Consider the following 24,295-nt stretch of genomic DNA (forward strand, 5'->3'; position numbering starts at 1 on the left):
AATATGCATGGGGTTAGCGCTCTGCAAGGTGTGTCACGACAACGAAAGGCCGACCGTTACGCGGTACGCCGCTTGACGAGCATGCTTGCAGCGATCGTCTTCACGTTGGCTAATGCCGCGCATGCCGCCGGCGCCGATACCGCTGCCGATGCGCAGCCGACTGCATCCGCTGCTCCGATCCTCGCGAGCGATGCCACGCTGGAAGCCAGTTTGCCGACTCTGGGCGATATCACCGCCATGTTGCGCGCACAGTTTCGTGTGGCGCCGACAGAGTCGTTGAAGATTGCCCGCGCAGTGCTCGCCGAAGCGGACCGCCACGCCATTTCCCCCATCCTGCTGCTTGCCGTGATGGCGGTCGAGTCGAGCTTCGATCGCTATGCGGTCAGCGTCGCGGGCGCGCGAGGACTCATGCAAATCCTGCCTGCGGCTCACCCGCAATTGATTGCAGGCGCGGTCGATCTATCCGATCCGGCCATCAACGTGCGGATCGGTTCGACCATCCTGCGCCGCTACCTCGACGAAAGCGGTGGCGATCTCGACGCCGCCTTGCTGCGCTACAGCGGCGGAGGCCGCGGCTATGCGCGGCGCGTGGTATTGCGTATGCAGCGTTTCGACGCAAGCCTGCGCCGCGAATGAACGACTCATTCGCGGCGCGGTGGAGAGATGGAACTGCGAACCGGCTAGTTCACCACTCCGGCAAATTCGGCGCGCAGATCCTGTAGCCGGTCGCGCGCGGTGCTCAGACGCTCGACAAGTTGCGCCGATGCACGCGAGATCGGCATGCGTGTTTCGTCGCTGAGCGAATGGTCGAAGGCGAGCATCGCTTTGATGGCGGACGGATTGGGCGCGGCGAACAGGAGCCGTAAGACCGGCAGCAAACTCGCGAACAGATTGCGCGCGTCCACGTCGCGCTCGGCCCGCAGCAGATCCTGAAACGCGACCAGCAGGTCGGCGCAGACATGCGCGCTCGCCAGAATGCCACCTGTTCCGCCGTGATGCAGACAGTCGTCCAAGGCTTCGTCGGTGCCGCACAGGACGTTGATCGGCAGCGTGCTCAACCTGCTGAAATGCTCCTTCACGCACTCCTTGATCGCGACGATGTTGCCGCACTCGATGAGTCGCGCGACGCTATCCGGCGCGATCGTCACGCCGGTCCGGTGCGGCACGTTGTACAGCACGATCGGGCGCTCGGTCGCGCCCGCGGCCTGCTCGAAGTGCCACTGCACGCCCGCTTGATCCGGGCACACGTAGGACGGCGCGGAGACCAGATAGCCCGCGCAATCCCAGCGCTCGTAGCGCTGAATATCGTGCAGGACGTCGCGCGTATTCGAGCCGCCGACGCCGATTAGCATCGGCAGACGGGAGCGGACTACTTCGCTTAAGGCCTGCAATACCGTCAGACGCTCGGCGTCTTGTAACAACGCGGCTTCGCCGGTGGTGCTCAGCGCGACAATGCCGGCGATCCCGGTGCGCAAGTAGTAGTCGGCGAGACGCTGCAATGCGTCGATATCGACTTCGCCGTTACGCAGCGGCGTGACGATAGGCAACCAGATACCTGAAAACATGATCAGCGCACCTTTGCGGCCGCGCTGCGGCGCTTCAAAGGTCCGATCATCGCGGCGGGAAGCGTCGAGATCAGCGTGTGCAGTGTGAAGTCGAGGTCGTCGAAGGCGATGTCGAGTTGAACGCGAATTTCCTCGCGCATGGCCTCAGTGGCGACGACGTAGACACCGAGCGGAGAATGAAGCAGGACGCGAAGTTGGGTGCCGGGCAGTTCGCCTGAACGGTGAGGCAGGGTCACCTGGAAGCGAACGCGAGCCGCGGGAAAGGGAATGACGTTGTTGCGTTGAACGCGTGCCTCGTTGAAGGGCTGCGCGGCGAAGCTACGAATTGTTTGTGTGAGAGCCATGTCATGCGGCGTTCGTCGACGCCATGGTTGATCAAGACAGTTCGAGATTAGACTTCCGCAGGTAAACGCAGTGCAAAAATTGAGGCGTCCGCTGAAAAAATCATGCGGGCGCTATGCCGGTTCGCTCGCTGTGCGAGCACTCGCAGCTCGAACGCGCATAAAAAAAGGCGAGTCATATGACTCGCCCTCCCTGAACGGCACAGTTCGGCTTCGATTACCTGCACATGCCTGGCCGGTGCGTGCCGAAACCGATCACGTGTTATTGCGTTTTTGTCGTGTCGGTTTTAGCGCCGTCGGCTTTTGCCGGGGCATTGCTGGCCTCTTTCGTGCTCTCCGTTTTAGTCTTCGCTGCGCTCGTGTCTGCTGCGGCTTTCTTGGTGGTCTTGTGGGCTTTCGCCGTGTGATGCGCGGAGGTCTTCTTCACATGCGCTTTGGGCGTGGCTTTGGCCGGCGCTTTCGTTGCCGCTGCGCTTTCATCTGTCGCGCCGGTTTGCACGGCGGTGCTCGCCTTCAGATTCGCCTGGCCGGCGGGTTGCGTTTGCGCGGGCTGCGCAGTTTGCGTGCTGGACGGTGCGGCCGTTTGAGCGAAAGCGGTCGACACGAGCAGAGCGGAAGCGAGAGCGGCGAAAAGCGTCTTCATGGTTTTAACTCCTGGTTTAACCGGTTGATTCTTGTGTCGCGGCTGAAATGTTTCAGCGCTGCCGGTTTAACGTTGACGGGAGGACAGGAGTTGACGACGTTGTAGTGACAAAACGTAACCGCTGAAACATATTGGGGATCCCGAAGCAGTTTCGGCGGTTCGGCTTGCGCCTTGGCGGCAAGTTGGAAACGGGCGTGTTAGCACCCAGGGCCTTACCTGTATTGTGATATAGGAGTTTTTGCCAGCGGAATATCATCTGCCCTCCATGTCACAATCGGGCGGGCTGGCTATCGCTAGAGTGGCCTGATTTCCCATCTAACTCGTGCGAAACACCAGATGAACCAGTCACTCAAACTCGCGCTGCGGCGCACGCAGGATCCGGCGTTTCTGCATGGCTACTTCTCCGGCGTCGGCTTGAACATGGGCGCTGGGCGCGATTCTGATTTCGACTACGCAGGTCTCTTTCCCGGCATCGAACAACTAATCGCCTGGAACGTGAATGAGCGTGACGTTATCCATATGGACGACGCGCCGGCCGATGTATTTGATTTTGTTCATTCGGATTGCCTTGGGCGTTTCGCCAATCCTCAGCAAGTGCTCGCCAGGTGGCTCGAACTCATCAAGCCCGGCGGTTGTCTGATTTTGACGTTGCCGGCTGATCCTCGCGTCGAAGAAAGAATATCGCCGATCCTGACGGATGTCGATCACGAACGCATCTTCACCCTGGATCGGCCTGACGCGGCGATCGCGGGTTCCGTGAATGTGCTCGACCTGGTGAACGATGCTTCGGCCGTTTCATCGTGCGAACGCATGTGCCTGCTCCGCGAGTTCGACGAGAATCGGCAAGAGGAGTCGGCGGACAGACAGCATCAAGCGGCCGCGTACGCGATAGAAATCGTGCTGCGCAAGCGCGATGTGCCTCGACTCTTCGACCTGGTCACTGCCATGCCCGGTGCGCAAACCGATTCGGCCATGCTTGACCTTTGCCACGCAACGCTAAGGCTGTATCCGTATCGATTCCAGACCTACTTCCACATCAACTTCGAACTGGTGCGTCGAGGCCTTTGCGATCAACTGGAGGACCTGTGGGACGAAAGCGTCCAACGGCTCCCGAACGAACGCTTGCCTCGGCTCTTCAATGCGCTGATGCTGATTGCTCTCGGCAAACTTACCGAGGGTTTTCGTCGACGTGAGGCGCTGTTCGACGGCGCGGATTGGCGAGGCCGGACCACCGTGGCACCGCCGGCTTACGCAAACTGGTGTGGCGAGTCGCTCGAAGGCAAATCGATCGTTATCTGGAGCGAATTCGGTCTGGGCGACGAGATTTTCTTTTTTCGGTTTGCGCGGATTTTTCGCGAGCGCCACGGGGCGGCGCGGGTGACGGTGGTGTGTCAGACGCCGCTCGTCGAATTGTTCAGGGCCTCAGGCGAGGCCGCGGCGATCTGCTCCGTCGAAGATGCGCCGCAACTGCCGCTTCATGACTATTGGGTTTATCCGCATGCGATTCCGGTGTGGGCGTCTCTTCACGTCGATCATTTGCCGGATGTCGTGCCGTATCTGCGGGCAGGCGCCGAGCACGTACCGATTGTCTTGCCGGGCAACCTGCAGGCGTTGAAAGTCGGCGTGATCTTCAAAGGTGCGCCGACGCACGAGAACGATGCTGCCAGGTCGCTGCCGTCGCTCAGCTGTCTTGATCCACTCTTCGCGCTCGACGACGTGGAGTTCTACATCATGCAGAAAGGGCAAGGCGAAGACGAAGCCGCCGACTACGCCGTGCGCTTGCGCAACGTGCATGATCTCGGACCTCGTCTTCGTTCATTTGGCGATACGGCAAAAATGATGGACGCGTTGGACCTGATCATTAGCGTGGACACATCGGCGGCCAATCTGGCGGGCGCGATGGGTAGGCCGCTGTGGCTAATGTTGCCCATGCTGGGCGACTGGAGATGGCACCTCGAACGGGAAGACAGTCCGTGGTTTCCCTCTGCCCGCCTGTTTCGGGAAAAAGGCAGAGGGTGGCCTGAGGTCGTGGAGCGAATTCGCCTGGCTTTGATCGAACTGCGGAACACCAGATGATGGCCGGCCGCTCGCACGAAGACAATGCGTCACGCCGCACGCCGCTTATCGGCGTTTTACGTGACTAATTGAACGGGTTCTGCACGACGCCGGGTTTCGCATCCGGCTCGTCCTTGACCTTCGCGGGCAAATTGCTCTGTGCCTGCAAGCTGGTCACGATCGCATCCACCGCGTCTTTCAGTGCCAACGCCGCCTTCAATCCGCGCTGATCCTGCGTCAACTCCAGCGTGCCGTTCAGCACGATGCGCGTCGTGCCGTTGCTCACCGTTAGCGCATCGCCCTGAATGTTGAGCACGTCGTCGTCGTTCGAATAGGGTTTAAACACCTTTCAGTCCTCCCGGTCGTTGATCTTTCAGGCTTTCCGGAATGCCCGGAAAACGGATGCCCGATGCCGCTTCGAGTTCGTGAATCGTCTTGATGTCGTAACGGTTGGTGGAGACATTGTCCACCACTACGGCGAACGCCATTTGCCGCGAAGGCACATAGACCACCTTGAACAACTGCGTCGGCACGAACACGCGCGTCGGTCCGATGGTCTGCAACTGCTGGCCGTTGAAGATCGGGCCGGTGACGACATAGGTGTCGTCGTACTGTACGGCGATCTTGCGCACCGAGGTTTCAATGCGCGCCCACAAACGCTGATTGTTCTCGCGATTTTGCGGCACGATGTTGGCGAGCGAGAACGATTGTGCCATCGCCTCCTGATTCCAGCGATTGCCGGCCGGGCTCATGTGGCCACGATCGAACCCGCTGCGCTTATAGTCCGCCAGCGTGGCGCCTTCGCCATCCGGCAAGCGCGCGTCTTCGAAAAACTTGTTGGTGCGCACCATGTCTTTGGCGGCTTCGATATGGTCGCGCGTGAGATGCTCGGCGGACCACAACGGACCGTGCGTGATGCCCGAATGCAAAACCGCGAAATCGCTGTAGCAAAGCATGCGCGTTTTCGGGGCCATCTTCTGATTGCTCAGAACAGGCCATTGCGAATTCGGCGTGAATTGGGTGCAGGAGGGCGCTGCGCTGGCATGAGCGGCAACAGCGAACAGCAGACAGGCAAACCACTTCTTCATGTGTCAGTCAGTCGAGGGATGGGGGCGCAAGTATAGCGTTGCGAACCCGTCTCGCGCGACGTGAAATGGACGAACGGCGCAGAGAAGGACAACGCATTCACGCGCTCCGCGCCGCAATGAAAACGATGCCGGCATGAGGCGCGCACGAAGCGCCTCCACTGCGCGCCGCACAAAAAAAAATGGGCCGCTTTGCAGCGACCCTAATGCGTGGATTTCCAACTCTACGCACGCAAACTTAAGACGGCCTTAAATCTGCTCGAGACGAAAGTTGCAAAAAGAGTCGGCGTGCGAACGCACGTGCGAATTCCTCCGTGCGCAAGCAAAATGCCGCGCACGCGGAAAGTTCGACCGATAAAAAATGAGTGCTGAAACCTAATTGCCGAACACGCTGTTCTCGGCGCGGACCGTCTGACGGTCCACCGCTTGCAGACGCCAGAAACCGCTGGTCGGCGCGCGCGTGGGCAGTGCGGTCCATGCCGCGGCGCCTTGCGCGGCGCTCACGCGTTGCTTGCGGTCCACGTGCAAGCCGCGCAGCGTACACAGCGGCGCATCCGTGCTGGGCGCACAGAGAGTCGTCACGCCGTTGTCGTCGCGTAGCTCGCCCCACGGGGGGAGATCGATCCCTTGGTGTGCTTCTCTCGACCACCGGTGTTCTTCGGTATCGAGCCATAGCACAGCATAGTCGTGGTTGACGGTGGGATCGGAACCGTTGATGAGGATGGTTAGTCGCATGGCGGGTTCCGTACAAAGTGCGAAGTTGTGCTTTACCAGTCTACGCCGCAACGAGTGTTATGCAAGGCAAAACGTATGACGATCGGGCACGAAAAAACGGACGTGTAATGGGGACGGTTGTACGATAGCCGCGTCGTGTTGAATCTCGCGGAGGCGCGCCATGCCGCATCGATTTCTGCAATGCATGTTGATGGCGGGATGCCTGGGCGCGACGGCCGCCGTCAGCGCCGCGGCGGATAGCGCGCCGTTCGCCGCACCGGCGCCGATTGTCTATGTGGCCGACTTCGAACTGGATGTCGCGAACGTAACGCCGGACAGCGGACCGGGCCAACGCGTGCGCCGGCTGCGCGGCTTGCTGCCGAGCGGACCGGGGCCGATGGGACAGGACAAGAATCCGCAGGACCACGCCAAACACATCGTGAACGAAATGGCGGACGCGCTGACGGACGATCTGAGAAAGGCTGGCGTCGACGCGCGTCGTAGTACGCCGGGTCAGCCGTTGCCGACTGTTGGTTGGCAGGTGCGCGGCGTGTTTCTGAGCGTCGACGACGGCAATCGCCTCAGGCGTGCGATGGTGGGTTTGGGCGCCGGCCAGAACGACATCCAGGTGGCGGTGTCGTGCGACAGCCTCGGCGCGGCTGACCTGCCTCCGCTCTATCAGGCCGTCGACGAAGCCGACAGCAAAGGCATGCCGGGCGCGGCCATCAAACTGAATCCCTACGTGATCGCCGCCAAGTTCGTGATGGCGAGCGGCGACGAGAAAAAAACGATCAGCAAGACGGCTCAGCAGATTTCAGATGCGGTGACCGCCAAACTGCATGGCGCCGCTCAACCGCAGCCGCAATCGCAGCCGCAACCGCAATCGCAGTGATTCGCTCTGAAACGCCTGCGGCGCGGCCACAGGCGTTATCACTCTCCAATGTTCAAGCCAGATCCAGCGTACCCGTCAGATCCCCTAACGGCGCGAGTCCGTTGCTCGCGAATGCCCGATCGCGCGCCGCCACGCCGTCGAGCGGCGCGAGGCCATGCACGCGGCTGATCAGTCGAAGAATCGAATTCGTGTCGTACACCGTGTGGTCGACGTAACCCTTCTTCGCCAGCGGCGATATCACCAATGCGGGAATCCGCGAGCCCGGACCCCAGCGGTCGCCCTTCGGCGGCGAGACCGGATCCCACCAGCCGCCGTTCTCGTCGACGGTGACGACCACGACCGTATTCGCCCACTGCGGGCCGCGCCGAATATGCTCGATTACCGTCGCGATGTGACGGTCGCCCGATTGGACGTCTGCGTAGCCGGCGTGCATGTTCAGGTCGCCTTGCGGCTTGTAGAACGTGACGGCGGGCAATCGCCCCGCGTCGATATCCGCGATCAGACGGTTGGTCGACGCGTCATTGCCGAGACCGCCGTCGCGCAGATACCGGCGGCGCGCCGCCGTGCCCGGCGCGTAATTGGCGAAGTAGTTGAACGGCTGATGGTGATACTGGAAGTCGGGCACCGCGCCGGTATCCTGATGCTCCAGCGCGTACTGCCATGCACCGCTGTACCACGCCCAGTCGACACCTTTGTCCGTCAGCCGGTCGCCGATCGTCGCGTAATGCTGCGGCGGCAGCACGCGCGGATTCGACTGATCCGCGAAGGCCGGATTGCCGCCTTCGGCCGGCCGCACGTTGCTCGGCTGATACGGCGGTGCCATGGTGTTGACGGCGTAGCCGTCGGCGGTGAACGCGCCGTCGTTGACGAACTTCGGCGGGCCGTCGAGTGCGGAAGCGGGCGAGTCCTCCGCCTGCTTCAGCCGCGTGCCGGTCGGATCACTGCCTTCGACCACCGACACCATCTTGCTGGCCGGGCTGTTCTGAATGTCGGGATAGAACGGCGCCTGCGCCGAGATCAGAAAGATGTGGTTCAGCCACGAGCCGCCGAAGGCCGCCATAAAGAAGTTGTCGCACAGCGTGTACTGCTGCGCGAGGTTCCACAGACGCAGCGTGTCGGCGGAATTGCGGTAGTGCCCCATCACCAGACCGCCGGAATCGCCCCACGCGGCGAACTGGTTGTTGCGGCCGGCGTTGATCTGCATCTGATTCTGATAGAAGCGATGCACCAGGTCGCGCGTGATCACGCCGGTGGGCAGCGGCGCCCCGTGCGCGTCAGCGATATGGAACGGGCGGTTGTGCAGGTCGACGATATCCTTCTGGCCGATCATGTAGCGCTTGCCGTCCACTTCCTGCGCTTGCGGCACGAGGCCGCCCCAGATCGCCGGCAAGCGCGGCAGCGGCGTCTTGCCATCGCGGTCGAGTTGCAGATAGCGCTCGGCGCTCACCGCATCGAGAGGGTGCTGGACGCCGGGGAAATTGCCGTACAGGTTGGCGAAGCTGCGGTTCTCCGCGTAAATCACCACGATGTGCTTGACCTGATCGTGCAGCGCGGCGTCGAGGCGCAGGTCGGCGGCGCTGCGCGGCGCGCCGTTGCTCGACATGCTCTGGTCGGTTTTGCAGCCCGTAAGCGCCAGTCCGAGACCGACCGCCGCGAGGCCGATCAGGACGCGGCGGCGGTCTGGGTCGTCGGGCGCGTCGGGGGTATTGTCGGCGTTGCCGGCATGCGGCGGCAGGGTGGAGTCGTGATCAGTCATCGCTGGGTTTCGAAGTGGCTGTGACGGGCGCTCAAGCTCCGCGCGGCGCCGCATGCGCGCGGAGCCGTTTGCAGATTCGAAGCGGGCGGAACAGGCAGGCTAAGGCAGCCGGCGCTTTACACGCCAGCTGTTATGCGTTGCGTCCACGGCAAGCAGAAGCCAATGCCGGACGTCGACGGGATGACGCTTTTGCGTGGCATAGCGGTCCACCAGCAATTCGAGTTCGTCGAGCGTTCGCCGATGGCAGGTGGCGTTGGCGCCGGAACCGTCGGCGAATTCGACGACGGCCGCCGCCGCTCGGGCCTGCTCGGGCAAGTGCGCGATACGCACCGCGCAGCCCGGATAAAGGTGCGAGTCGGCAACCTGAATCTGAATGGAATCGGACATGGGTGTGGCCTCCGAACGCTTGAGCTGAGCGAATGCGCGGCAGCGAGGCCTCGCGCAGTGGACCGGTTCAAAGCATAGCACCGCGTTAAATCGCGGCGGTGCGGCAAAAGGCATGGTTAACCACGATTTCCGGGCGCGATCCCGAGTACGAGCCCGCGCATCACGAGCGCTTTGCGAGTGTCGACGATCGAACGGCTCGCGGCGAGGCAGTCGCGTAAGAAATAATGAAGGCAGTGGGGCGCGCGGCGGCACGCGCTATCATGCTGATCTGACCTTGATGAACAGTAGAAACGGCAGCCAAGATGGCAAAAGAAGAGCAGACAGGAGCGGGACGCAAGCACGCAAAGGCACGCGGCACGGCAGCCTCGATTTCGCACGACGACGTGTCGTCGCCGGCCCGGTTGGACGCCGCCGAATCCCCGGATGCCACCGACGAAGACAGCGCCGGCGGATCGACATATCTCGTGCCTGGCCTCGAGCGCGGCCTGCGCATTCTTGCGGAATTCAGCGCGCGTGAGCCGGTGCTCGGCGCACCGGAATTGTCCAAGCGTATCGGCATTCCGCGCACCACCACGTTCCGTCTATTGCAGACGCTCGAAGCGCTCGGCTTTCTGGAGCGCGTCAACGGTGACCGCTATTTCCGCCTGAGCGTTGCGGTATTGCGCCTCGGCTTTGAATATCTGAGCTCACTCGAATTGACCGATGTCGGCACGCCGATTCTCGAACGCCTGCGCGACGCCACGGGTTTGAGCACGCATCTGCTGATTCGCGATCAGCGCGACGTGGTGTTCGTTGCCAAGGCGCAAACCCATGCGCCCATGTTCAGTTCGGTGAAGGTCCATGTCGGCACGCGTTTGCCCGCTCATGCGACGGTGCACGGTCAGGTGTTGATGGGCGATCTGAGCTTCGAGGAGTTGCGCCAGTTGTACCCCGAGCCGGAGCTCGAGCGTTTCACCGAGCGCACGCCGGCCACCGTGGAAGAACTGTATGGGAGAGTGCGCGAAAGCGCGGCGCTCGGTTATGCGTTGAGCGAAGCGTCGTTCGAGCGCGGTATTTCAGTGGTGAGCGCGCCGGTGCGCGACCAGAGCGGCAAGATCGTGGCCGCGCTGACCGTCACCATTCCGCGTTCGGATATCGGCGAAGCCGAAGAGCGCGAGCCGCTCATCATTGCGGTTTGCCAGGCGGCGCTCGAACTCTCCGAGCGACTCAGCTATCGGCCGCGTCCGGACGATCCGACCGCGGCTCAGGCGCGCCGCAAGCCGGTGGCGGCGAGCTGATTGCGTTTGCGCATTCACTTCGCCATGAGTCCGGCTGCGTTCACAGCCGGGCTGCCTGCCTCACAGCCTCATCAAGCCATCAGAACGAGTGGTGAATGCCGGTCAGGATGATCGTCTGATTCCTGCCACTCGACACACCCGCCGTAAAGAACGCCGCATCCGTGTTGGAGCCCGCGCGTTCGTACAGCGCATTCACGTACAGCTGCGTCGACTTGGACAGCGCGTAGATATCGCCGATTTCGAATTGCGTCCAGCGGTGGCCCGCCAACGTCGTCGTGGCTGCCCCGCCGGCTACCGTGTTGAACGGCGTGAACTGATAGTTCGCGCCGACATCGTAGCTCTGGTAAGTGTCCGAATGCCCCGCCGATTCCAGCTTCACGCGCGTGTACAGACCGTGCACCAGCAGCTTGCCGAACTGGTATGACGCGCCCGCACCCATGTTTTCCACTTTGTCTGCCGTGTAATTGGCTGCGGCCACGCCCTGGAAGTTGGTAATGCCCGTCGTGACGATCGACGGCGTGCGATTGTGCTCGTTCGCATACGTCGCACCGGCCTTGAACGGACCGTTCGCATAGCTAAGCGCAAAGCTCAGTGTCTTGCCGGTCGAGAAGTTGGTCGTGTTGCCAAGACCCATCATCGCGCCGACCTGAAAGCCGTTGAAACTCGCCGAGCGGAATTTCACCGAATTGTCGAACGGCACCACGCCCGTGTCGGCCAGTTCGTCGATATTGCCCGGGTGGAACGCGTACCAGCTCGCGGCCAGATAAGCGGTGCTCAGCGGACCCAGCACGTCGAAGCTGAACGGCGTCTGATGACCGAGCGTCACCGTGCCGACCGTGTCGGAGCTCAAGCCGACAAACGCCTGCCGATTGAACAGCACGCCGGATTTCGCGAACGCGCCGGTGTTCGTATAAAAGCCGTTTTCCAACTGGAAGACCGTCTTCAGCCCGCCGCCCAGATCTTCCACACCCTTCAGGCCCCAGCGGTCAGGCTGCATGTTGCCTTGTTCTTCCATCCATTTCGAATGGCCGCCTACATTGCTGACATACGCAATACCGGCATCCAGGCTGCCGTATAGCGTCACGCTGCTCTGCGCCCATGCGCCTGTCGTTGCGCAGATTGCCGTCAAGCCGGCCGCAATGATGTGCTTCACCGTTGGTTCTCCTGATCACGCGACGAAAGCTTTCGCCCGATTCGTCGCCCCTGATCCTTGCATTGGGGTTGAATGCAGTTCTGGGTTTATGCGCCAAAACTGCTACGCTTTATGTTCCACCTATGGGCGTCTGTATCGCCTATGGAAAAGTATAGTGAGTCTGGAAGTGGTCAAAATAAATTTTCGGACCCCGTACAAACCCGCATGCGGGCTGTGGGTCTCGTCTGAAAATATGGCTCGAACCTAAGCCCCCAAAGGCTCGCCGAGCGCCCGAGGCACTCGCGCCGGTTCGCGCAATATTGTGTTGCGCACGCCACACTCGGTGTTTTCCCCTACCAGTCCAGATTTTTATTTTTTCTCTTCGAAGCCGCTCCTATAATTATCCATACACGAACTGATGTTCCTTGTATGGAACATGAAGCTTCAGGAGAAGGTGAGAAATGACTGAACAATGGCGCTGCGCCGGCCATGCCGGCGACCTGTCCGACGATGCTCCGCTCGAGTTCAAGCTCGACGGCACGGAAATCGGCATCTACAAGGTGGGCGATGCGCTGTACGCGCTGGAAAACGTCTGCCCCCATGCGTACGCGTTGCTGACGCAGGGCTTTATCGACGGCGACACCGTGGAGTGCCCGCTGCACGAAGCCGTGTTCCATATCCCGACCGGCAAATGCTTGAAAGAGCCCGGTGGCCGTGACCTGAAGATGTACTCGGTACGTCTCGCCGGCGAAGAAATCCAGATCAAGGTGGAATGACATGCGAGAGCAAATCGTGAACTTCAATCCGTTCCTGAAGCCGTGGCTGGCGCCGCAGCCGAACAACGTCGCAGGCAAGGGCGTGATCGAGAAGCCGGGCGAGAGCGAAAACTTCATCTGGCAAACGCGCAAGGCCGAGCCGACCCAGTACGAAAACGACTTCGGCGACGCACTCGAAAAAGTTTTCGAAGCCGGCGCGATGGAGTTGCAGGAAGTGGTCGACGGCTTGAACCGCGTCGGCTTCCGCACGCCGGAAGGCAATACGTGGGACGCCGACCGCCTCGCCGCCGAATTCCGCCTGCTCGCCGAATAAGCGCGCTTTCCCGAACACGATTTATCGCACCCGTACCCGGAGTCTCTTCATGACGTCCCCCAATCCAACGCAAGGCGCGGCCGACCCGATCCAGTCGTATCTGAACAAAGGCCTGCGTAACTACTGGTATCCCGTCGCGCCGAGCTGGCAAGTCGGCGACGCGCCAGTCGGCATCACGCGCCTCGGCGACCAGATCGTCCTGTGGCGCGACAAGGAAGGCAAAGTCCGTGCGCTCGAAGACCGCTGCCCGCACCGCGGCGCGCGTCTGTCGCTCGGCTGGAACCTCGGAGGCAGCGTCGCGTGCTGGTATCACGGCATTGAAGTCGACGGCGGCGGCACGGTCACCAAAGTGCCGGCGGTGTCGAACTGCCCGCTGGAAGGCCAGAAGTGCGTGAAGTCGTATCCGGTCGAAGAGCATGCCGGAGCGATCTTTCTGTGGTTCGGCGATGAAGCGCATAAGGAACCCGCGCCGCTCGTGCTGCCGGAAGAACTGGTCGGCGAGGAATACGCAAGCTTCCTGTGCATGTCGCATTGGAAGTGCAATTACCAGTACGCGATCGACAACGTGATGGACCCGATGCACGGCGCGTATCTGCACGCGACCTCGCACTCGATGGCCGAAGGCGACAAGCAGGCCGACATGCGTGTGCGGAAGACCGAAACCGGACTGATGTTCGAAAAGGTCGGCCAGCGCGACGTGAACTTCGACTGGGTGGAACTCGGCGAAACAGGCACGCTGTGGATGCGCCTCGCGATTCCGTACAAGAAGAAGTTCGGCCCGGGCGGCAACTTCGGGATCATCGGCTTCGCCGTTCCCGTCGACGAAGACAACTGCCAGGTCTACTTCTGGCGCACTCGCAAGGTGCAAGGCTGGCAGCGCGACGCATGGCGTTTCATGTATCGCAACCGTCTGGAAGGTCTGCATTGGGCCGTGCTCGAGCAAGACCGCTACGTGCTGGAAAGCATGGCGCCGAATGCGCGCGATCACGAGTTTCTGTATCAGCACGATGTCGGCATGACGCGTGTGCGCCGCATGTTGCGTCAGCGTGCCCAGCAGCATTTCGCCGATCTGGACGCGCATCGCACGCAAGCGGCAAGCGCTGCGCCGGCCTCGGCAGAAGCGAGTCACAGCCATGCATAACGATGCGTCCGCAGCGCTCAACGGCCGGCGCGTCCTCGTGACGGGCGGCGCGCGTGGTCTCGGCGCGGCGTTCGTCCGCTCGCTGGTGCAAGCCGGCGCGAGCGTGGTGTTCGGCGACGTCTTGCATGAAGAGGGCCGCGCGCTCGCGGCGTCGCTCGCCGGACAAGGTCATGCGGTTACCTATGTGCCGCTCGATCTCGCCGACCCCACGAGCATCAAGGAATTCGCGGAGCAAGGCGCGGCGCAACTCGGCGGTATCGACGCACTGATCAACAACGCGGCCATCACCAACTCCGGCGGCAAGTTTGCCGACGAGTTGTCTGTCGAGACGTGGGACGCCGTGATGAACGTCAACGTGCGCGGCACCTGGTTGATGAGCACGGCAGCGCTGCCTTATCTGCGTGACTCGGGCCGCGGCAGCATCGTCAACATTGCCTCGGACACGGCGATGTGGGGCGCGCCGAAGTTGCTCGCCTATGTCGCCAGCAAGGGCGCGGTGATTTCGATGACCCGCTCGCTCGCGCGCGAATTCGGCGCACACCAGATCACGGTCAACGCAATTGCGCCGGGCCTGACCGAAGTCGAAGCCACCGCGTACGTGCCCGCCGAGCGTCACCAGTATTACCTGCAAGGCCGCGCGCTCACGCGCGCACAAGTGCCCGACGACGTCACCGGGCCGGTGCTGTTCCTGTTGTCCGATGCCGCGCGCTTCGTGACCGGCCAATTGCTGCCGGTCAACGGCGGCTTCGTGATGAATTGATCTTGTCGAATCGAAAGGAGAAAGAGATGGCGGACGCCGATATCGAACGCAAATCGTGGGAACAACCCGCGGACGCGAGCTTTGCCCAATGGCTGGACAGCCGTGTCGCGCGCCTGGAAACGCGTCGCTATGACTGGGACGCACTGAAGTTCCAGGCCGACTACGACCCGAAGTATCGCCGCGCACAAATGCGCTATGTCGGCACGGGCGGCACGGGTGTCGCGAAAGACATGAATACGGTGCCCGCCGGCGGCTTCACATTCTCGACCATGGTGATCCCGGCCGGCAACATCGGCCCGAGCCATATTCATATGGATGTCGAAGAAATTTTCTTCGTGCTGCGCGGCAAGATGAAGGTGATCTGCGAGAAAGACGGGGAAACGTGGGAAGCCGTGCTGGGCGAACGCGATCTGATTTCGGTGCCGCCGGGCGTGTATCGCACGGAAATCAACATTGGTGAAGAAGACGCGTTGATGTGCGTGATGCTCGGTTCGCCGAAGCCGATTACGCCGACGTATCCGCCGGATTCGCCGCTGGCCAAGCTCAAGCGCTAATCGAGCGCCAAGCCGCCGCCTCGAGTTTGACAACACCCCCGAAGGAAATCATGTCCGCAGTCCCGTCCCCTGCCGCTGATAGCGCCGCTCAGCACGCTACGCTCGAAGCGCGCCTTGCGCGCTTTCCGGCGCAGCAGATCTGGCTGGCGTCGCAACGCGCGCTGAGCTATCGCGAAGTGGATAGCGCCGACAGCAGCGCGCTGCCGCTCGTGCTGCTGCACGGTATCGGTTCGGGCGCGGCGTCGTGGGTGCAGCAGTTCGAAGTTCTCGGCGGCACGCGTCGCGTGCTGGCGTGGGACGCGCCGGGTTATGGCGCTTCCACGCCGGTTGCGGCCGAATCGCCAGCAGCGGCGGATTACGCGAGCGTGCTAAACGAGTGGCTCGACGCGCTCGGCATCGAACGTTGCGTGCTGCTCGGCCATTCGCTCGGCGCGATTATCGCCGGGGCGTCTGCCGTGACGCATCCGCAGCGCGTGGCCGGCTTGCTGCTGTTGTCGCCGGCCGGTGGTTATGGCGCGGCATCCGCGGATGTCCGCAACACGAAGCGCGACCAGCGTCTCGCCATGCTGAACGAACTCGGCCCGCACGGTCTCGCCGAACAACGCAGCACCAATATGTTGTCCGCTCACGCAAGCGACGAAGCTCGCGCATGGGTGCGCTGGAACATGTCGCGCGTCATTCCGCACGGCTACGCGCAGGCCACGCATCTGCTTGCCAACGCCGATCTCGCGAGTGATCTCGCGCGCCATAAAGGCCGCATCAACGTGGCCGTGGGCGCCGACGACACCATTACGACGCCCGAAGCCTGCGAGCGCATCGCGCTGGCCTCAGGCACCAAGTTGCAGGTCGTGCCTCGCGCGGGGCACGCCGGCTATATCGAAGCACCTGCCGCGTACACCGCGATCATCGACACGTTCTGTCGCACGAGCGACGGACAACGGAGCCAATGAATGACGCCCGACACCATTAGCGCCGAGCGCGACGCGGACGAAGACCGCAACGACACCGGCAACGAGACGACTGGCGACACCGCCTACCGTGTGCCGGGTCTCGAACGCGGTTTGAAGATTCTCACGGAATTCTCGCCGCGCGAGCCGGTTCTCGGCGCACCGGAACTCTCCAAGCGCCTGAAAATTCCTCGCACGACGGTGTTCCGTCTGCTGCAAACGCTCGAATCGCTCGGCTTTCTCGAGCGTGCCGACAAGGACCGCAACTATCGCCTCGGCGTCGCGGTGCTGCGGCTCGGTTTCGAATATCTGAGCTCGCTCGAACTGACCGACCTCGGCTTGCCGATCATCGAAGCGCTGCGTACTGAAACGGGGCTCACCAGCCATATCGTGATCCGCGATGGACGCGACGTGGTGTTCGTCGCCAAGGCGCAAAGCCACACGCCGATTTTCAGCTCGGTGAAGGTCAACGTGGGCACGCGTCTGCCGGCTTATGCGACGACGCACGGACAGGTGCTGATGGGCGACATGACGCTCGACGAGTTGAAGAAGCTCTATCCCGAGCCGGAACTAGAGCGATTCACGAAGCAGACGCCCGCCACCATCGACGATCTGTATGAACGGATTCGCGACGACGCGCGGCGCGGTTTCGCGATCAGCGAGTCGTCGTTCGAGCGCGGCATTTCTGTAGTGAGCGCGCCCGTGCGCAATGACACGGGGCGCATTGTCGCCGTCATCACGACGACGATTCCGCGCCACGAGATCGACGCGTCGCTGCTCGACAGCGGCCTGATCGACAAGGTCCGCCGCGCGGCCGACGAACTTTCGCAGCGGCTCAATTATCGGCCGAAAGGTGGCCCGAAATCGGGCAGCAATTACATGAAGGCATTGGGGCTCTGATGATCCAAATCGACTTGACCGGACAGGTGGCGGTGGTGACGGGCGGTTCGTCCGGCATCGGTCTCGCGACCGCCGAACTGTTTCTGCGGGCGGGCGCCTCGGTCGCGATCTGCGGCCGCGACAGCGAGCGTCTCGCACAGGCGGAAGCGGCGCTGAAGACAAAAATTCCGCAGGCGCAATTGCTCGCGCAAACCTGCAACGTGCTCGACGCCGGGGAAGTCAACGCGTTCGCGCAAGCGGTGCAGGCGCGCTTCGGCCGTACCGACATGCTGGTGAACAACGCCGGCCAGGGCCGCGTGTCGACGTTCGCCGACACCACGGACGACGCCTGGCGCGAAGAACTCGACCTGAAGTATTTCAGCGTGATTCGCCCAACCCGCGCGTTCCTGCCGATGTTGCGCGACGCGGCGAACCCTTCCGTGGTCTGCGTGAATTCGCTGCTCGCGCTGCAACCCGAGCCGCACATGGTGGCCACTTCTTCAGCGCGCGCCGGCGTGCAGAACCTGCTGAAGTCGCTCGCGGTGGAACTCGCGCCGCAGCGCATCCGCGTCAATTCGATTCTGATCGGCATTGTCGAATCGGGTCAATGGCGCCGCCGTTACGCGAAAGAAGCACAGCCGGGCCAGAGCTGGGAAGACTGGACGGCGGAACTGGCGCGCAAGAAAAACATTCCGCTAGGCCGCTTCGGTCGCCCCGAAGAAGCCGCTCAAGCACTCTTTTATCTGGCTACGACGCTGTCGTCCTATACGACGGGCAGTCATATCGATGTTTCTGGAGGCGTTGCACGACATGTCTAACACAACCACCGTTGGCGAACTGATCGCCGCCTTTCTCGAGCAATGCGGCGTTCAAACCGCATTCGGCGTGATCTCGATCCACAACATGCCGATCCTCGACGCGATTCATAACCGCGGCAAGATTCGCTACGTCGGCGCGCGCGGCGAAGCCGGCGCGGTGAACATGGCCGATGGTCTTGCGCGCGTCTCCGGCGGCCTCGGCGTCGCGTTCACGAGCACGGGCACTGCGGCGGGCAACGCCGCGGGCGCGATGGTCGAAGCATTGACCGCGGGCACCGCGCTGCTGCACGTCACCGGTCAGATCGAAACCGAATACCTCGATCAGGACCTCGCGTATATCCACGAAGCGCCGGATCAACTGTCGATGCTGTCGTCGATCTCGAAGGCCGCGTTTCGCGTGCGTTCGGTCGAAACCGCGCTGCCGACGATCCGCGAAGCCGTGCGCGTCGCGCAGACTGCGCCGAGCGGTCCAGTAAGCGTCGAAATCCCCATCGACATTCAGGCTGCCGAAGTCGAATGGCCCGCCGATCTGGCCGCGCCGCACATCACTACGCTCACGCATTGCAAGCAGCGCGTTGCGCAGCTGGCCGATTCGCTGGCCACGGCAAAACGCCCGCTGTTGTGGCTGGGTGGCGGCACGCGTCACGCGACGCAGGCGGTCGAGCGTCTGGTGAAGCTGGGCTTCGGCGTGGTGACCAGCGTGCAAGGCCGCGGCGTGCTGCCGGAAGATCATCCGGCGACGCTCGGCGCGTTCAACGTGCATGCGTCGGTGGAGAGCTTCTACAAGACGTGTGATGCACTGGTGGTGGTCGGTTCGCGTCTGCGTGGCAATGAAACGCTGAAGTACAAGCTCGCGCTGCCGCAACCGCTGTATCGCATCGACGCCGACGCGCTCGCCGATAACCGCGGCTATCGCAACGAGATGTTCATTCACGGCGATGCATCGGCTGTGCTCGAAGAACTCGCAACGCTGCTCGAAGGACGCATCAAGGTCGATCCGGCATTCGCGCAAGACCTCGCCGCCGCGCGCGAAAGCGCCGTCGCGGACGTGGGCAAGGGTCTCGGCCCGTACAAGCGTCTGGTCGACGCGCTGCAAGCCGCAGTGGGCCGCGACTACAACTGGGTGCGCGACGTCACGATCTCGAACAGCACGTGGGGCAACCGCATGCTGAAGATTTTCTCGCCGCGTGCTGGCGTTCATGCGCTCGGCGGCGGCATCGGCCAGGGCATGCAGATGGGCATCGGCGCGGCGCTTGCGGGTAGCGCGGCGAAGACGGTGTGCCTCGTCGGCGACGGCGGCTTGATGGTCAACGTCGGCGAACTGGCAACGGCCGTGCAGGAAAACGCCAACGTGATGATCGTGCTGATGAACGACCAGTGCTACGGCGTGATCCGCAACATTCAGGACGCGCAATACGGCGGCCGCCGCTGCTACGTCGATCTGCATCAACCGGATTTCGCGCAGTTCTGCGAGAGCCTGAAACTCACGCACTACCGCATCAAGTCGCTCGACCAGGCCGACGCGATCATTCGCGAAGGCATGGCGAAGACCGGTCCCGTGCTGGTCGAAGTGGACATGCTGTCGGTCGGCTCGTTCGCCACTGCGTTCGCGGGCCCGCCGGTCAAGGAACAGGAGCCGGAACATGCGTGACGCGGACTACGCGGGGCATCACGCACCCGTCGACGTCGCGATGATCGGCTTCGGCGCGATTGGCCAGGCGGTGTACCGCTCGGTCGCCGCCGATCCGACGGTGCGCGTGTCGCACGTGATCGTGCCGGAGCGCCATATGGCTTCGGTGCGTGAAGTAGTAGGCGACTCGGTGGATGTCGTGACCTCCGTGTCCGCGTTGAGCAGCCAGCCGCATTTCGCGCTGGAATGCGCGGGCCATAGCGCGCTGGTCGATCACGTAGTGCCGTTGCTGAAAGCGGGCACGGACTGCGCGGTCGCGTCGATTGGCGCGCTCTCCGACATGATGCTGCTCGACGCATTGTCCGCCGCCGCCGATGAAGGCGACGCCACGCTGACGCTGCTCTCCGGCGCGATCGGCGGCGTGGATGCGCTGGCCGCGGCCAAGCTCGGCGGTCTCGACGAAGTGCTGTACACCGGCCGCAAGCCGCCCACGGGTTGGCTCGGCACGCCGGCGGAACAGGTCTGCGATCTGAATACGCTGAATGAAGAGAAGGTGATCTTCGAGGGCAGCGCGCGCGAAGCGGCGCGCCTCTATCCGAAGAACGCCAACGTGGCCGCGACGATCGCGCTGGCCGGCCTCGGTCTGGACCACACCACGGTTCGACTGATCGCCGACCCGAACGTGACGCGCAACGTGCATCGCGTCGTGGCGCGGGGCGCGTTCGGCGAGATGTCGCTGGAAATGTGCGGCAAGCCGCTGCCGGACAACCCCAAGACGTCTGCATTGACCGCCTACAGCGCGATGCGTGCGCTGCGCAACCGCGCGGCCCGCTGTGTGATTTAAGCCATCAGTTGAATAGCTGAAGCAAACCGGAATGACCGACATGACTCACTTCGATACCAGCCTCGTGCCCACCGGCGATATTTTCATCGGCGGCGAATGGCGGCAAGGGCGTGGCAACCCGTATAAAAGCCTGTATCCGGCGGATCAGTCGGTCAACATGGAAATCTCGACGGCCAATGCCGACGACGCCCGCGACGCCGTGGAAGCCGCGGATATCGCATGGCGCCGTGCGGACTGGTCGGGTTTGAAGCCGCATCAACGCGCGCTGATTCTGTACCGCATTGCCGATCTGATCATGGCGCGCCACGAGGCGCTCGCACAACTGCAACGTCGAGACAACGGCAAGCCGATCGGCGAAACGCGTGTGCTCGTGGCGAGCGCCGCGAATACCTTCCGTTTTTTCGCGGCCTGCCTCGAAACGCTCGACGAAGAAGTGACGCCATCGCGCGGCGACTACCTGACCATGAGCATCTATGAGCCGATCGGCGTGATCGCGGCGATTACGCCGTGGAACTCGCCGATCGCATCCGACGCGCAGAAGCTCGCGCCGGCACTCGCGGGCGGCAATGCAGTCGTGTTGAAGCCTGCCGAAGTGACGCCTTTGGTTTCCTTGGCATTGGCGCGCATCTGCGAAGAGGCTGGTGTGCCGAAGGGTGTTCTGAGCGTTGTACCTGGGAAAGGCTCGGTGATCGGCGACGTGCTGGTGCGCCATCCGCTGGTGAAGAAAGTGTCGTTCACGGGCGGCACTGAAGTGGGCCGTGGTATCGCGCGCATCGCGGCGGACAAGCTGATGCCGGTGTCTTTGGAGCTTGGCGGCAAGTCGCCGACCATCGTGTTCGACGACGCCGATCTCGATCACGCGGTCAACGGTGTGCTGTACGGCATTTTCAGTTCGTCGGGCGAAGCGTGCATCGCGGGTTCGCGCCTGTTCGTGCAGCGCTCGATTTACGACGCGTTCATGAAGCGTCTCGCCGAAGGCGCGCGCAAGTTGCGCGTCGGCGACCCGTCGCGTGGCGACACGCAGATGGGTCCGCTGATTACAGCGGCGCATCGTGAAACCGTCGAGCGTTACGTCGCGCTGGGTCTGGAAGAGGGGGGCCGCTTGCTGTGCGGCGGCGAGCGTCCGGTCGGCGATGGCCGCGAAGCCGGCACGTATTTCCAGCCGACGATTCTCGAAGGCCTCACCAACAACGCCCGCATCTGCCAGGAAGAAATCTTCGGCCCGGTGCTGGTGGCCATGCCGTTCGACGACGAAGCCTCGCTGCTGAAAGAAGCCAACGACAGCGTGTTTGGCCTCGCCGCCGGCATCTGGACGCGCGACTACAAGCGCGCCTACCGGATTGCCCGCGCACTCGAAGCCGGCACGATCTGGATCAACACCTACAAGCTGTTCTCGATCTCGACGCCGTTCAGCGGCTGGAAAGAGAGCGGCATGGGACGCGAGAAGGGCCGGCTCGGCATCCGCGAATACATGCAACAGAAAAGCCTCTACTGGGGCTTGAACGACGCGCCGCTGGCGTGGGCAAACTAATACGCAAGAGGCACGTATGACGATTCTCGGCATTGAACAGATTATTTACGGCGTGACGGATCTCGCCACCTGCCGCCGCTTTTTCGCGGACTGGGGTTTGAAGGAAGTCGCACACGACGAAACCCAGGCGCGCTTCGAAACGCTGAACGGCTGCACGGTTCTTGTCGTGAATGCGAACGATGCGTCGCTGCCGCCCGCGTTCGAACAAGGCCCGACGCTGCGCGAAGTGACCTGGGGTGTGGCGACCAAAGCCGAACTCGACGCACTGCGTGGACGCTTTGCCGGCCAGCCGGGCCATTTCGAAACCGACGACGCCGTCGGCTGCATCGACCCGAACGGCATGGCGATTCGCGTTGAAGTGACGCGCAAGCGCGCGCTCGACGTGCACGGTTCGCCATCCAATGTGTGGGGCCAGACGTTGCGCGTCGATCAGCCGTCGCCGATCTACGAGCGTGCCGAACCGGTCGAAGTCGGTCACGTGGTGTTCTTCACGAACAAACTCGCCGAACAGGAAAAGTTCTATCAGGAACTGCTCGGCTTCGAAATGTCGGACCGTTATCCGGGCCGTGGCGCGTTCATGCGTTGCGCGCCGCACGGCGGCCATCACGACATTTTCCTGCTGGCATTGCCCAACGGTAAGCGCGGCCTGAATCACGTCGCGTTCACCGTGCGCGATATCCACGAAGTATTCGGCGGCGGCATGCATATCAGCCGCTGCGGCTGGGATACGCAACTCGGGCCGGGGCGTCATCCGGTGTCGTCGGCTTATTTCTGGTACTTCCAGAATCCGGCCGGTGGCCTGATCGAGTACTACGCGGACGAAGACCAGCTCACGCCCGAATGGCAGCCGCGCGATTTCGAACCGGGTCCGACCGTGTTCGCCGAATGGGCGATCGACGGCGGCATCGACGGCAATACGCGGCGCCAGAAAAACGCGAAGGCGCCCGAGGGCAAGTTCATGACGGAGCAGAAAAAATGACGGACGCTGCTGCTGCAAAGGCGCAAGCCGCCCATGCCGGACTCGAAGCGCCGCGCACGATCGTGGTGATCGGCGGCGGCCAGGCGGCCGGCTGGGTTGTGAAGACCTTGCGTAAGGAAGGCTTCGATGGCCGCCTCGTGATGATCGCCGACGAAGTCCATCTGCCATACGAACGCCCGCCGCTCTCGAAAGCGGTGCTGGCGGGCGAAGCGGATATCGACACCGTGCGGCTCGTCAAGCCCGACGATTTCGACGCGCTGAACGTCGAAGCATGGCAACCGGATTGCGCGACTTCGATCGATCGTGAACAGCGCATCGTGCGCACGCAGTCGGGACGCGAAGTGCAGTACGACCGTCTGGTGATCGCGACGGGCGGCGCGGCGCGCAAGTTGCCGGACTCGTTGGTCAAGACCTCGCACGTTGCTTATCTGCGCACGCTCGACGAAGCCGTCGCATTGGGCGAACGCTTGCGTGCCAGCAAACGTGTGCTGGTGGTGGGCGGCGGCTGGATCGGCCTTGAAGTCGCCGCCACCGCGCGCAAGCTCGGCGTCGACGCGACGGTGGTGGAAGGCGCGCCGCGTCTGTGCGCGCGTTCGTTGCCGCCGATGGTGTCCGACTTCCTGCTCGACCTGCATCGCTCGAACGGCGTGGACGTGCGTTTGAACGCCTCGCTCGTGTCGCTCGAAGATCATCCGAACGACGGTAACCGCATTCGCGCCACGTTCGCGGACGGCTCGACACTCGACGCCGATTTCGCGGTGGCCGGCATTGGTCTCACGCCGCACACGGCGCTGGCCGAAGCGGCGGGCGTGAAGGTGGAAGACGGCATCGTGGTCGATCATTTCGGCGCGACCGACGACCCGCGCATTTTCGCGTGCGGCGACGTCGCCAATCATCCGAGCGCATGGCTCAAGCGCCGCGTGCGGCTCGAATCGTGGGCCAACGCGCAAAACCAGGCGATTGCCGCCGCCAAAGCATTGCTCGGCACCTTCGAACCGTATGCGGACATTCCGTGGTTCTGGTCCGATCAGTACGACGTGAATCTGCAGATTCTCGGCGACATTCCGGGCAACGCGCAGCTCGCCGTGCGCGGCGATTTGCCCGGCAAACGCGCCACGCTGTTCCATCTGGAAGACAGCGCGATTCGCGGCGTGATCGCTATCAATACGCCGCGCGAACTGAAACTGTCGCGCAAATGGATGAACCAAGGCCGGACCATCGACCTTGCCACCCTGACCGACGCCTCAACGGCACTTGCCTAACCACATCTACGGAC

26 protein-coding genes are annotated in these 24,295 nt (G+C 62.7%); 17 read left to right on the forward strand and 9 right to left on the reverse strand.

All coding sequences use genetic code 11. The features are described 5' to 3' along the window. Positions 1-81 precede the first annotated feature (81 nt). Positions 82-636 carry a transglycosylase SLT domain-containing protein gene (locus P0D68_RS04180; protein ID WP_408295205.1) on the forward strand — a complete coding sequence of 185 codons (555 nt, stop codon included), beginning with the start codon at positions 82-84 and terminating at the stop codon, positions 634-636. 44 nt (positions 637-680) lie between these two features. On the opposite strand, the gene P0D68_RS04185 is transcribed toward P0D68_RS04180, so the two are convergent. From P0D68_RS04185 to P0D68_RS04195, 3 genes are all read right to left on the reverse strand, one after another. Continuing rightward, entirely contained in the window at positions 681-1,565 is an 885-nt protein-coding gene (locus P0D68_RS04185; RefSeq protein WP_408294740.1) for a 4-hydroxy-tetrahydrodipicolinate synthase family protein, read from the reverse strand. Between the two features lie 2 nt (positions 1,566-1,567). Continuing rightward, the gene (locus P0D68_RS04190) at positions 1,568-1,909 is read right to left on the reverse strand and encodes a hypothetical protein (RefSeq protein WP_091805430.1); all 342 of its coding nucleotides are present in this window, start codon (positions 1,907-1,909) and stop codon (positions 1,568-1,570) included. 259 nt (positions 1,910-2,168) lie between these two features. After that, the gene (locus P0D68_RS04195) at positions 2,169-2,549 is read right to left on the reverse strand and encodes a hypothetical protein (protein ID WP_408294743.1); all 381 of its coding nucleotides are present in this window, start codon (positions 2,547-2,549) and stop codon (positions 2,169-2,171) included. 336 nt (positions 2,550-2,885) lie between these two features. Here P0D68_RS04195 and P0D68_RS04200 point away from each other — a divergent pair, with 336 nt between their 5' ends. Then, positions 2,886-4,625, forward strand: coding sequence for a methyltransferase type 11 (locus P0D68_RS04200; protein ID WP_408294746.1), 1,740 nt, complete (start codon positions 2,886-2,888; stop codon positions 4,623-4,625). 64 nt (positions 4,626-4,689) lie between these two features. Here P0D68_RS04200 and P0D68_RS04205 read toward each other — a convergent pair whose 3' ends face one another. The 3 genes from P0D68_RS04205 to P0D68_RS04215 form a co-directional block, all read right to left on the reverse strand. Next, positions 4,690-4,950, reverse strand: coding sequence for a hypothetical protein (locus P0D68_RS04205; RefSeq protein WP_408294748.1), 261 nt, complete (start codon positions 4,948-4,950; stop codon positions 4,690-4,692). Continuing rightward, positions 4,943-5,692, reverse strand: a complete 750-nt coding sequence (locus tag P0D68_RS04210; protein WP_408294751.1) for a DNA/RNA non-specific endonuclease — start codon at positions 5,690-5,692, stop codon at positions 4,943-4,945. Before P0D68_RS04210 ends, P0D68_RS04205 begins: the two co-directional genes overlap by 8 nt. Positions 5,693-6,064: 372 nt before the next feature. Beyond that, positions 6,065-6,424 (reverse strand): DUF3564 domain-containing protein, encoded by a 360-nt coding sequence (locus P0D68_RS04215; protein ID WP_091805444.1) that lies wholly within the window; start codon positions 6,422-6,424, stop codon positions 6,065-6,067. Between the two features lie 160 nt (positions 6,425-6,584). On the opposite strand from P0D68_RS04215, the gene P0D68_RS04220 reads away from it, so the two are divergent. Next, a complete protein-coding gene (locus P0D68_RS04220; protein ID WP_408468056.1) occupies positions 6,585-7,295 on the forward strand; it encodes a DUF4410 domain-containing protein in 711 nt (236 codons plus the stop codon). A 52-nt stretch (positions 7,296-7,347) separates the two neighbouring features. Here P0D68_RS04220 and P0D68_RS04225 read toward each other — a convergent pair whose 3' ends face one another. Further along, positions 7,348-9,051 (reverse strand): acid phosphatase, encoded by a 1,704-nt coding sequence (locus P0D68_RS04225; protein ID WP_408294756.1) that lies wholly within the window; start codon positions 9,049-9,051, stop codon positions 7,348-7,350. A 99-nt stretch (positions 9,052-9,150) separates the two neighbouring features. After that, positions 9,151-9,438, reverse strand: coding sequence for a hypothetical protein (locus P0D68_RS04230; protein ID WP_091805453.1), 288 nt, complete (start codon positions 9,436-9,438; stop codon positions 9,151-9,153). Between the two features lie 302 nt (positions 9,439-9,740). Here P0D68_RS04230 and P0D68_RS04235 point away from each other — a divergent pair, with 302 nt between their 5' ends. Beyond that, complete coding sequence (locus P0D68_RS04235) at positions 9,741-10,715, forward strand: IclR family transcriptional regulator (RefSeq protein ID WP_091805457.1); 975 nt, start codon at positions 9,741-9,743, stop codon at positions 10,713-10,715. 79 nt (positions 10,716-10,794) lie between these two features. Here P0D68_RS04235 and P0D68_RS04240 read toward each other — a convergent pair whose 3' ends face one another. Next, a complete protein-coding gene (locus tag P0D68_RS04240; RefSeq protein ID WP_408294760.1) occupies positions 10,795-11,868 on the reverse strand; it encodes a porin in 1,074 nt (357 codons plus the stop codon). Between the two features lie 440 nt (positions 11,869-12,308). Between P0D68_RS04240 and P0D68_RS04245 the strand changes: the two genes are divergently transcribed. Genes P0D68_RS04245 through P0D68_RS04305 form a run of 13 tightly spaced genes read left to right on the forward strand, consistent with a single transcriptional unit; the run spans position 12,309 to position 24,281 of the window. Beyond that, positions 12,309-12,623 carry a non-heme iron oxygenase ferredoxin subunit gene (locus P0D68_RS04245; RefSeq protein WP_091805463.1) on the forward strand — a complete coding sequence of 105 codons (315 nt, stop codon included), beginning with the start codon at positions 12,309-12,311 and terminating at the stop codon, positions 12,621-12,623. Between the two features lies 1 nt (position 12,624). Continuing rightward, a complete protein-coding gene (locus P0D68_RS04250) occupies positions 12,625-12,936 on the forward strand; it encodes a recombinase-like helix-turn-helix domain-containing protein (protein WP_091805466.1) in 312 nt (103 codons plus the stop codon). Between the two features lie 49 nt (positions 12,937-12,985). Continuing rightward, positions 12,986-14,077 (forward strand): aromatic ring-hydroxylating dioxygenase subunit alpha, encoded by a 1,092-nt coding sequence (locus P0D68_RS04255; protein WP_408294765.1) that lies wholly within the window; start codon positions 12,986-12,988, stop codon positions 14,075-14,077. Further along, entirely contained in the window at positions 14,070-14,837 is a 768-nt protein-coding gene (locus tag P0D68_RS04260) for an SDR family oxidoreductase (protein ID WP_408294768.1), read from the forward strand. The genes P0D68_RS04255 and P0D68_RS04260 overlap by 8 nt, the downstream gene beginning before the upstream one ends. A 26-nt stretch (positions 14,838-14,863) precedes the next feature. Beyond that, the gene (locus P0D68_RS04265) at positions 14,864-15,391 is read left to right on the forward strand and encodes a cupin domain-containing protein (RefSeq protein WP_408294771.1); all 528 of its coding nucleotides are present in this window, start codon (positions 14,864-14,866) and stop codon (positions 15,389-15,391) included. A gap of 50 nt (positions 15,392-15,441) precedes the next feature. Continuing rightward, positions 15,442-16,341 carry an alpha/beta fold hydrolase gene (locus tag P0D68_RS04270; protein ID WP_408294773.1) on the forward strand — a complete coding sequence of 300 codons (900 nt, stop codon included), beginning with the start codon at positions 15,442-15,444 and terminating at the stop codon, positions 16,339-16,341. Further along, a complete protein-coding gene (locus tag P0D68_RS04275; protein ID WP_091805483.1) occupies positions 16,342-17,238 on the forward strand; it encodes an IclR family transcriptional regulator in 897 nt (298 codons plus the stop codon). After that, on the forward strand, positions 17,238-18,035 hold the full coding sequence (locus tag P0D68_RS04280) for an SDR family oxidoreductase (RefSeq protein WP_408294776.1): 798 nt from the start codon (positions 17,238-17,240) through the stop codon (positions 18,033-18,035). Before P0D68_RS04275 ends, P0D68_RS04280 begins: the two co-directional genes overlap by 1 nt. Further along, a complete protein-coding gene (locus P0D68_RS04285) occupies positions 18,028-19,686 on the forward strand; it encodes a thiamine pyrophosphate-binding protein (protein ID WP_091805491.1) in 1,659 nt (552 codons plus the stop codon). The genes P0D68_RS04280 and P0D68_RS04285 overlap by 8 nt, the downstream gene beginning before the upstream one ends. After that, the gene (locus P0D68_RS04290) at positions 19,679-20,509 is read left to right on the forward strand and encodes an aspartate dehydrogenase (RefSeq protein WP_408294779.1); all 831 of its coding nucleotides are present in this window, start codon (positions 19,679-19,681) and stop codon (positions 20,507-20,509) included. Before P0D68_RS04285 ends, P0D68_RS04290 begins: the two co-directional genes overlap by 8 nt. 40 nt (positions 20,510-20,549) lie before the next feature. Then, positions 20,550-22,040, forward strand: a complete 1,491-nt coding sequence (locus P0D68_RS04295; protein ID WP_408468079.1) for an aldehyde dehydrogenase — start codon at positions 20,550-20,552, stop codon at positions 22,038-22,040. Between the two features lie 16 nt (positions 22,041-22,056). Then, the gene (locus P0D68_RS04300; RefSeq protein ID WP_408294782.1) at positions 22,057-23,019 is read left to right on the forward strand and encodes a VOC family protein; all 963 of its coding nucleotides are present in this window, start codon (positions 22,057-22,059) and stop codon (positions 23,017-23,019) included. After that, positions 23,016-24,281, forward strand: a complete 1,266-nt coding sequence (locus tag P0D68_RS04305; RefSeq protein WP_091805506.1) for an NAD(P)/FAD-dependent oxidoreductase — start codon at positions 23,016-23,018, stop codon at positions 24,279-24,281. The genes P0D68_RS04300 and P0D68_RS04305 overlap by 4 nt, the downstream gene beginning before the upstream one ends. Positions 24,282-24,295 lie beyond the last annotated feature (14 nt).

The organism is Paraburkholderia sp. RL17-380-BIE-A, assembly GCF_046028085.1.
GTDB lineage: Bacteria > Pseudomonadota > Gammaproteobacteria > Burkholderiales > Burkholderiaceae > Paraburkholderia.

Coding starts and splice junctions, on each gene's coding strand:
- P0D68_RS04180 (WP_408295205.1), top strand. CDS start 82: ATGCTTGCAGCGATCGTCTTCACGTTGGCTAATGCCGCGCATGCCGCC.
- P0D68_RS04235 (WP_091805457.1), top strand. CDS start 9,741: ATGGCAAAAGAAGAGCAGACAGGAGCGGGACGCAAGCACGCAAAGGCA.
- P0D68_RS04255 (WP_408294765.1), top strand. CDS start 12,986: ATGACGTCCCCCAATCCAACGCAAGGCGCGGCCGACCCGATCCAGTCG.
- P0D68_RS04280 (WP_408294776.1), top strand. CDS start 17,238: ATGATCCAAATCGACTTGACCGGACAGGTGGCGGTGGTGACGGGCGGT.
- P0D68_RS04295 (WP_408468079.1), top strand. CDS start 20,550: ATGACTCACTTCGATACCAGCCTCGTGCCCACCGGCGATATTTTCATC.
- P0D68_RS04195 (WP_408294743.1), bottom strand. CDS start 2,549: ATGAAGACGCTTTTCGCCGCTCTCGCTTCCGCTCTGCTCGTGTCGACC.
- P0D68_RS04250 (WP_091805466.1), top strand. CDS start 12,625: ATGCGAGAGCAAATCGTGAACTTCAATCCGTTCCTGAAGCCGTGGCTG.
- P0D68_RS04225 (WP_408294756.1), bottom strand. CDS start 9,051: ATGACTGATCACGACTCCACCCTGCCGCCGCATGCCGGCAACGCCGAC.
- P0D68_RS04285 (WP_091805491.1), top strand. CDS start 18,028: ATGTCTAACACAACCACCGTTGGCGAACTGATCGCCGCCTTTCTCGAG.
- P0D68_RS04220 (WP_408468056.1), top strand. CDS start 6,585: ATGCCGCATCGATTTCTGCAATGCATGTTGATGGCGGGATGCCTGGGC.
- P0D68_RS04210 (WP_408294751.1), bottom strand. CDS start 5,692: ATGAAGAAGTGGTTTGCCTGTCTGCTGTTCGCTGTTGCCGCTCATGCC.
- P0D68_RS04200 (WP_408294746.1), top strand. CDS start 2,886: ATGAACCAGTCACTCAAACTCGCGCTGCGGCGCACGCAGGATCCGGCG.
- P0D68_RS04305 (WP_091805506.1), top strand. CDS start 23,016: ATGACGGACGCTGCTGCTGCAAAGGCGCAAGCCGCCCATGCCGGACTC.
- P0D68_RS04245 (WP_091805463.1), top strand. CDS start 12,309: ATGACTGAACAATGGCGCTGCGCCGGCCATGCCGGCGACCTGTCCGAC.
- P0D68_RS04275 (WP_091805483.1), top strand. CDS start 16,342: ATGACGCCCGACACCATTAGCGCCGAGCGCGACGCGGACGAAGACCGC.
- P0D68_RS04215 (WP_091805444.1), bottom strand. CDS start 6,424: ATGCGACTAACCATCCTCATCAACGGTTCCGATCCCACCGTCAACCAC.
- P0D68_RS04260 (WP_408294768.1), top strand. CDS start 14,070: ATGCATAACGATGCGTCCGCAGCGCTCAACGGCCGGCGCGTCCTCGTG.
- P0D68_RS04300 (WP_408294782.1), top strand. CDS start 22,057: ATGACGATTCTCGGCATTGAACAGATTATTTACGGCGTGACGGATCTC.
- P0D68_RS04265 (WP_408294771.1), top strand. CDS start 14,864: ATGGCGGACGCCGATATCGAACGCAAATCGTGGGAACAACCCGCGGAC.
- P0D68_RS04185 (WP_408294740.1), bottom strand. CDS start 1,565: ATGTTTTCAGGTATCTGGTTGCCTATCGTCACGCCGCTGCGTAACGGC.
- P0D68_RS04230 (WP_091805453.1), bottom strand. CDS start 9,438: ATGTCCGATTCCATTCAGATTCAGGTTGCCGACTCGCACCTTTATCCG.
- P0D68_RS04270 (WP_408294773.1), top strand. CDS start 15,442: ATGTCCGCAGTCCCGTCCCCTGCCGCTGATAGCGCCGCTCAGCACGCT.
- P0D68_RS04190 (WP_091805430.1), bottom strand. CDS start 1,909: ATGGCTCTCACACAAACAATTCGTAGCTTCGCCGCGCAGCCCTTCAAC.
- P0D68_RS04290 (WP_408294779.1), top strand. CDS start 19,679: ATGCGTGACGCGGACTACGCGGGGCATCACGCACCCGTCGACGTCGCG.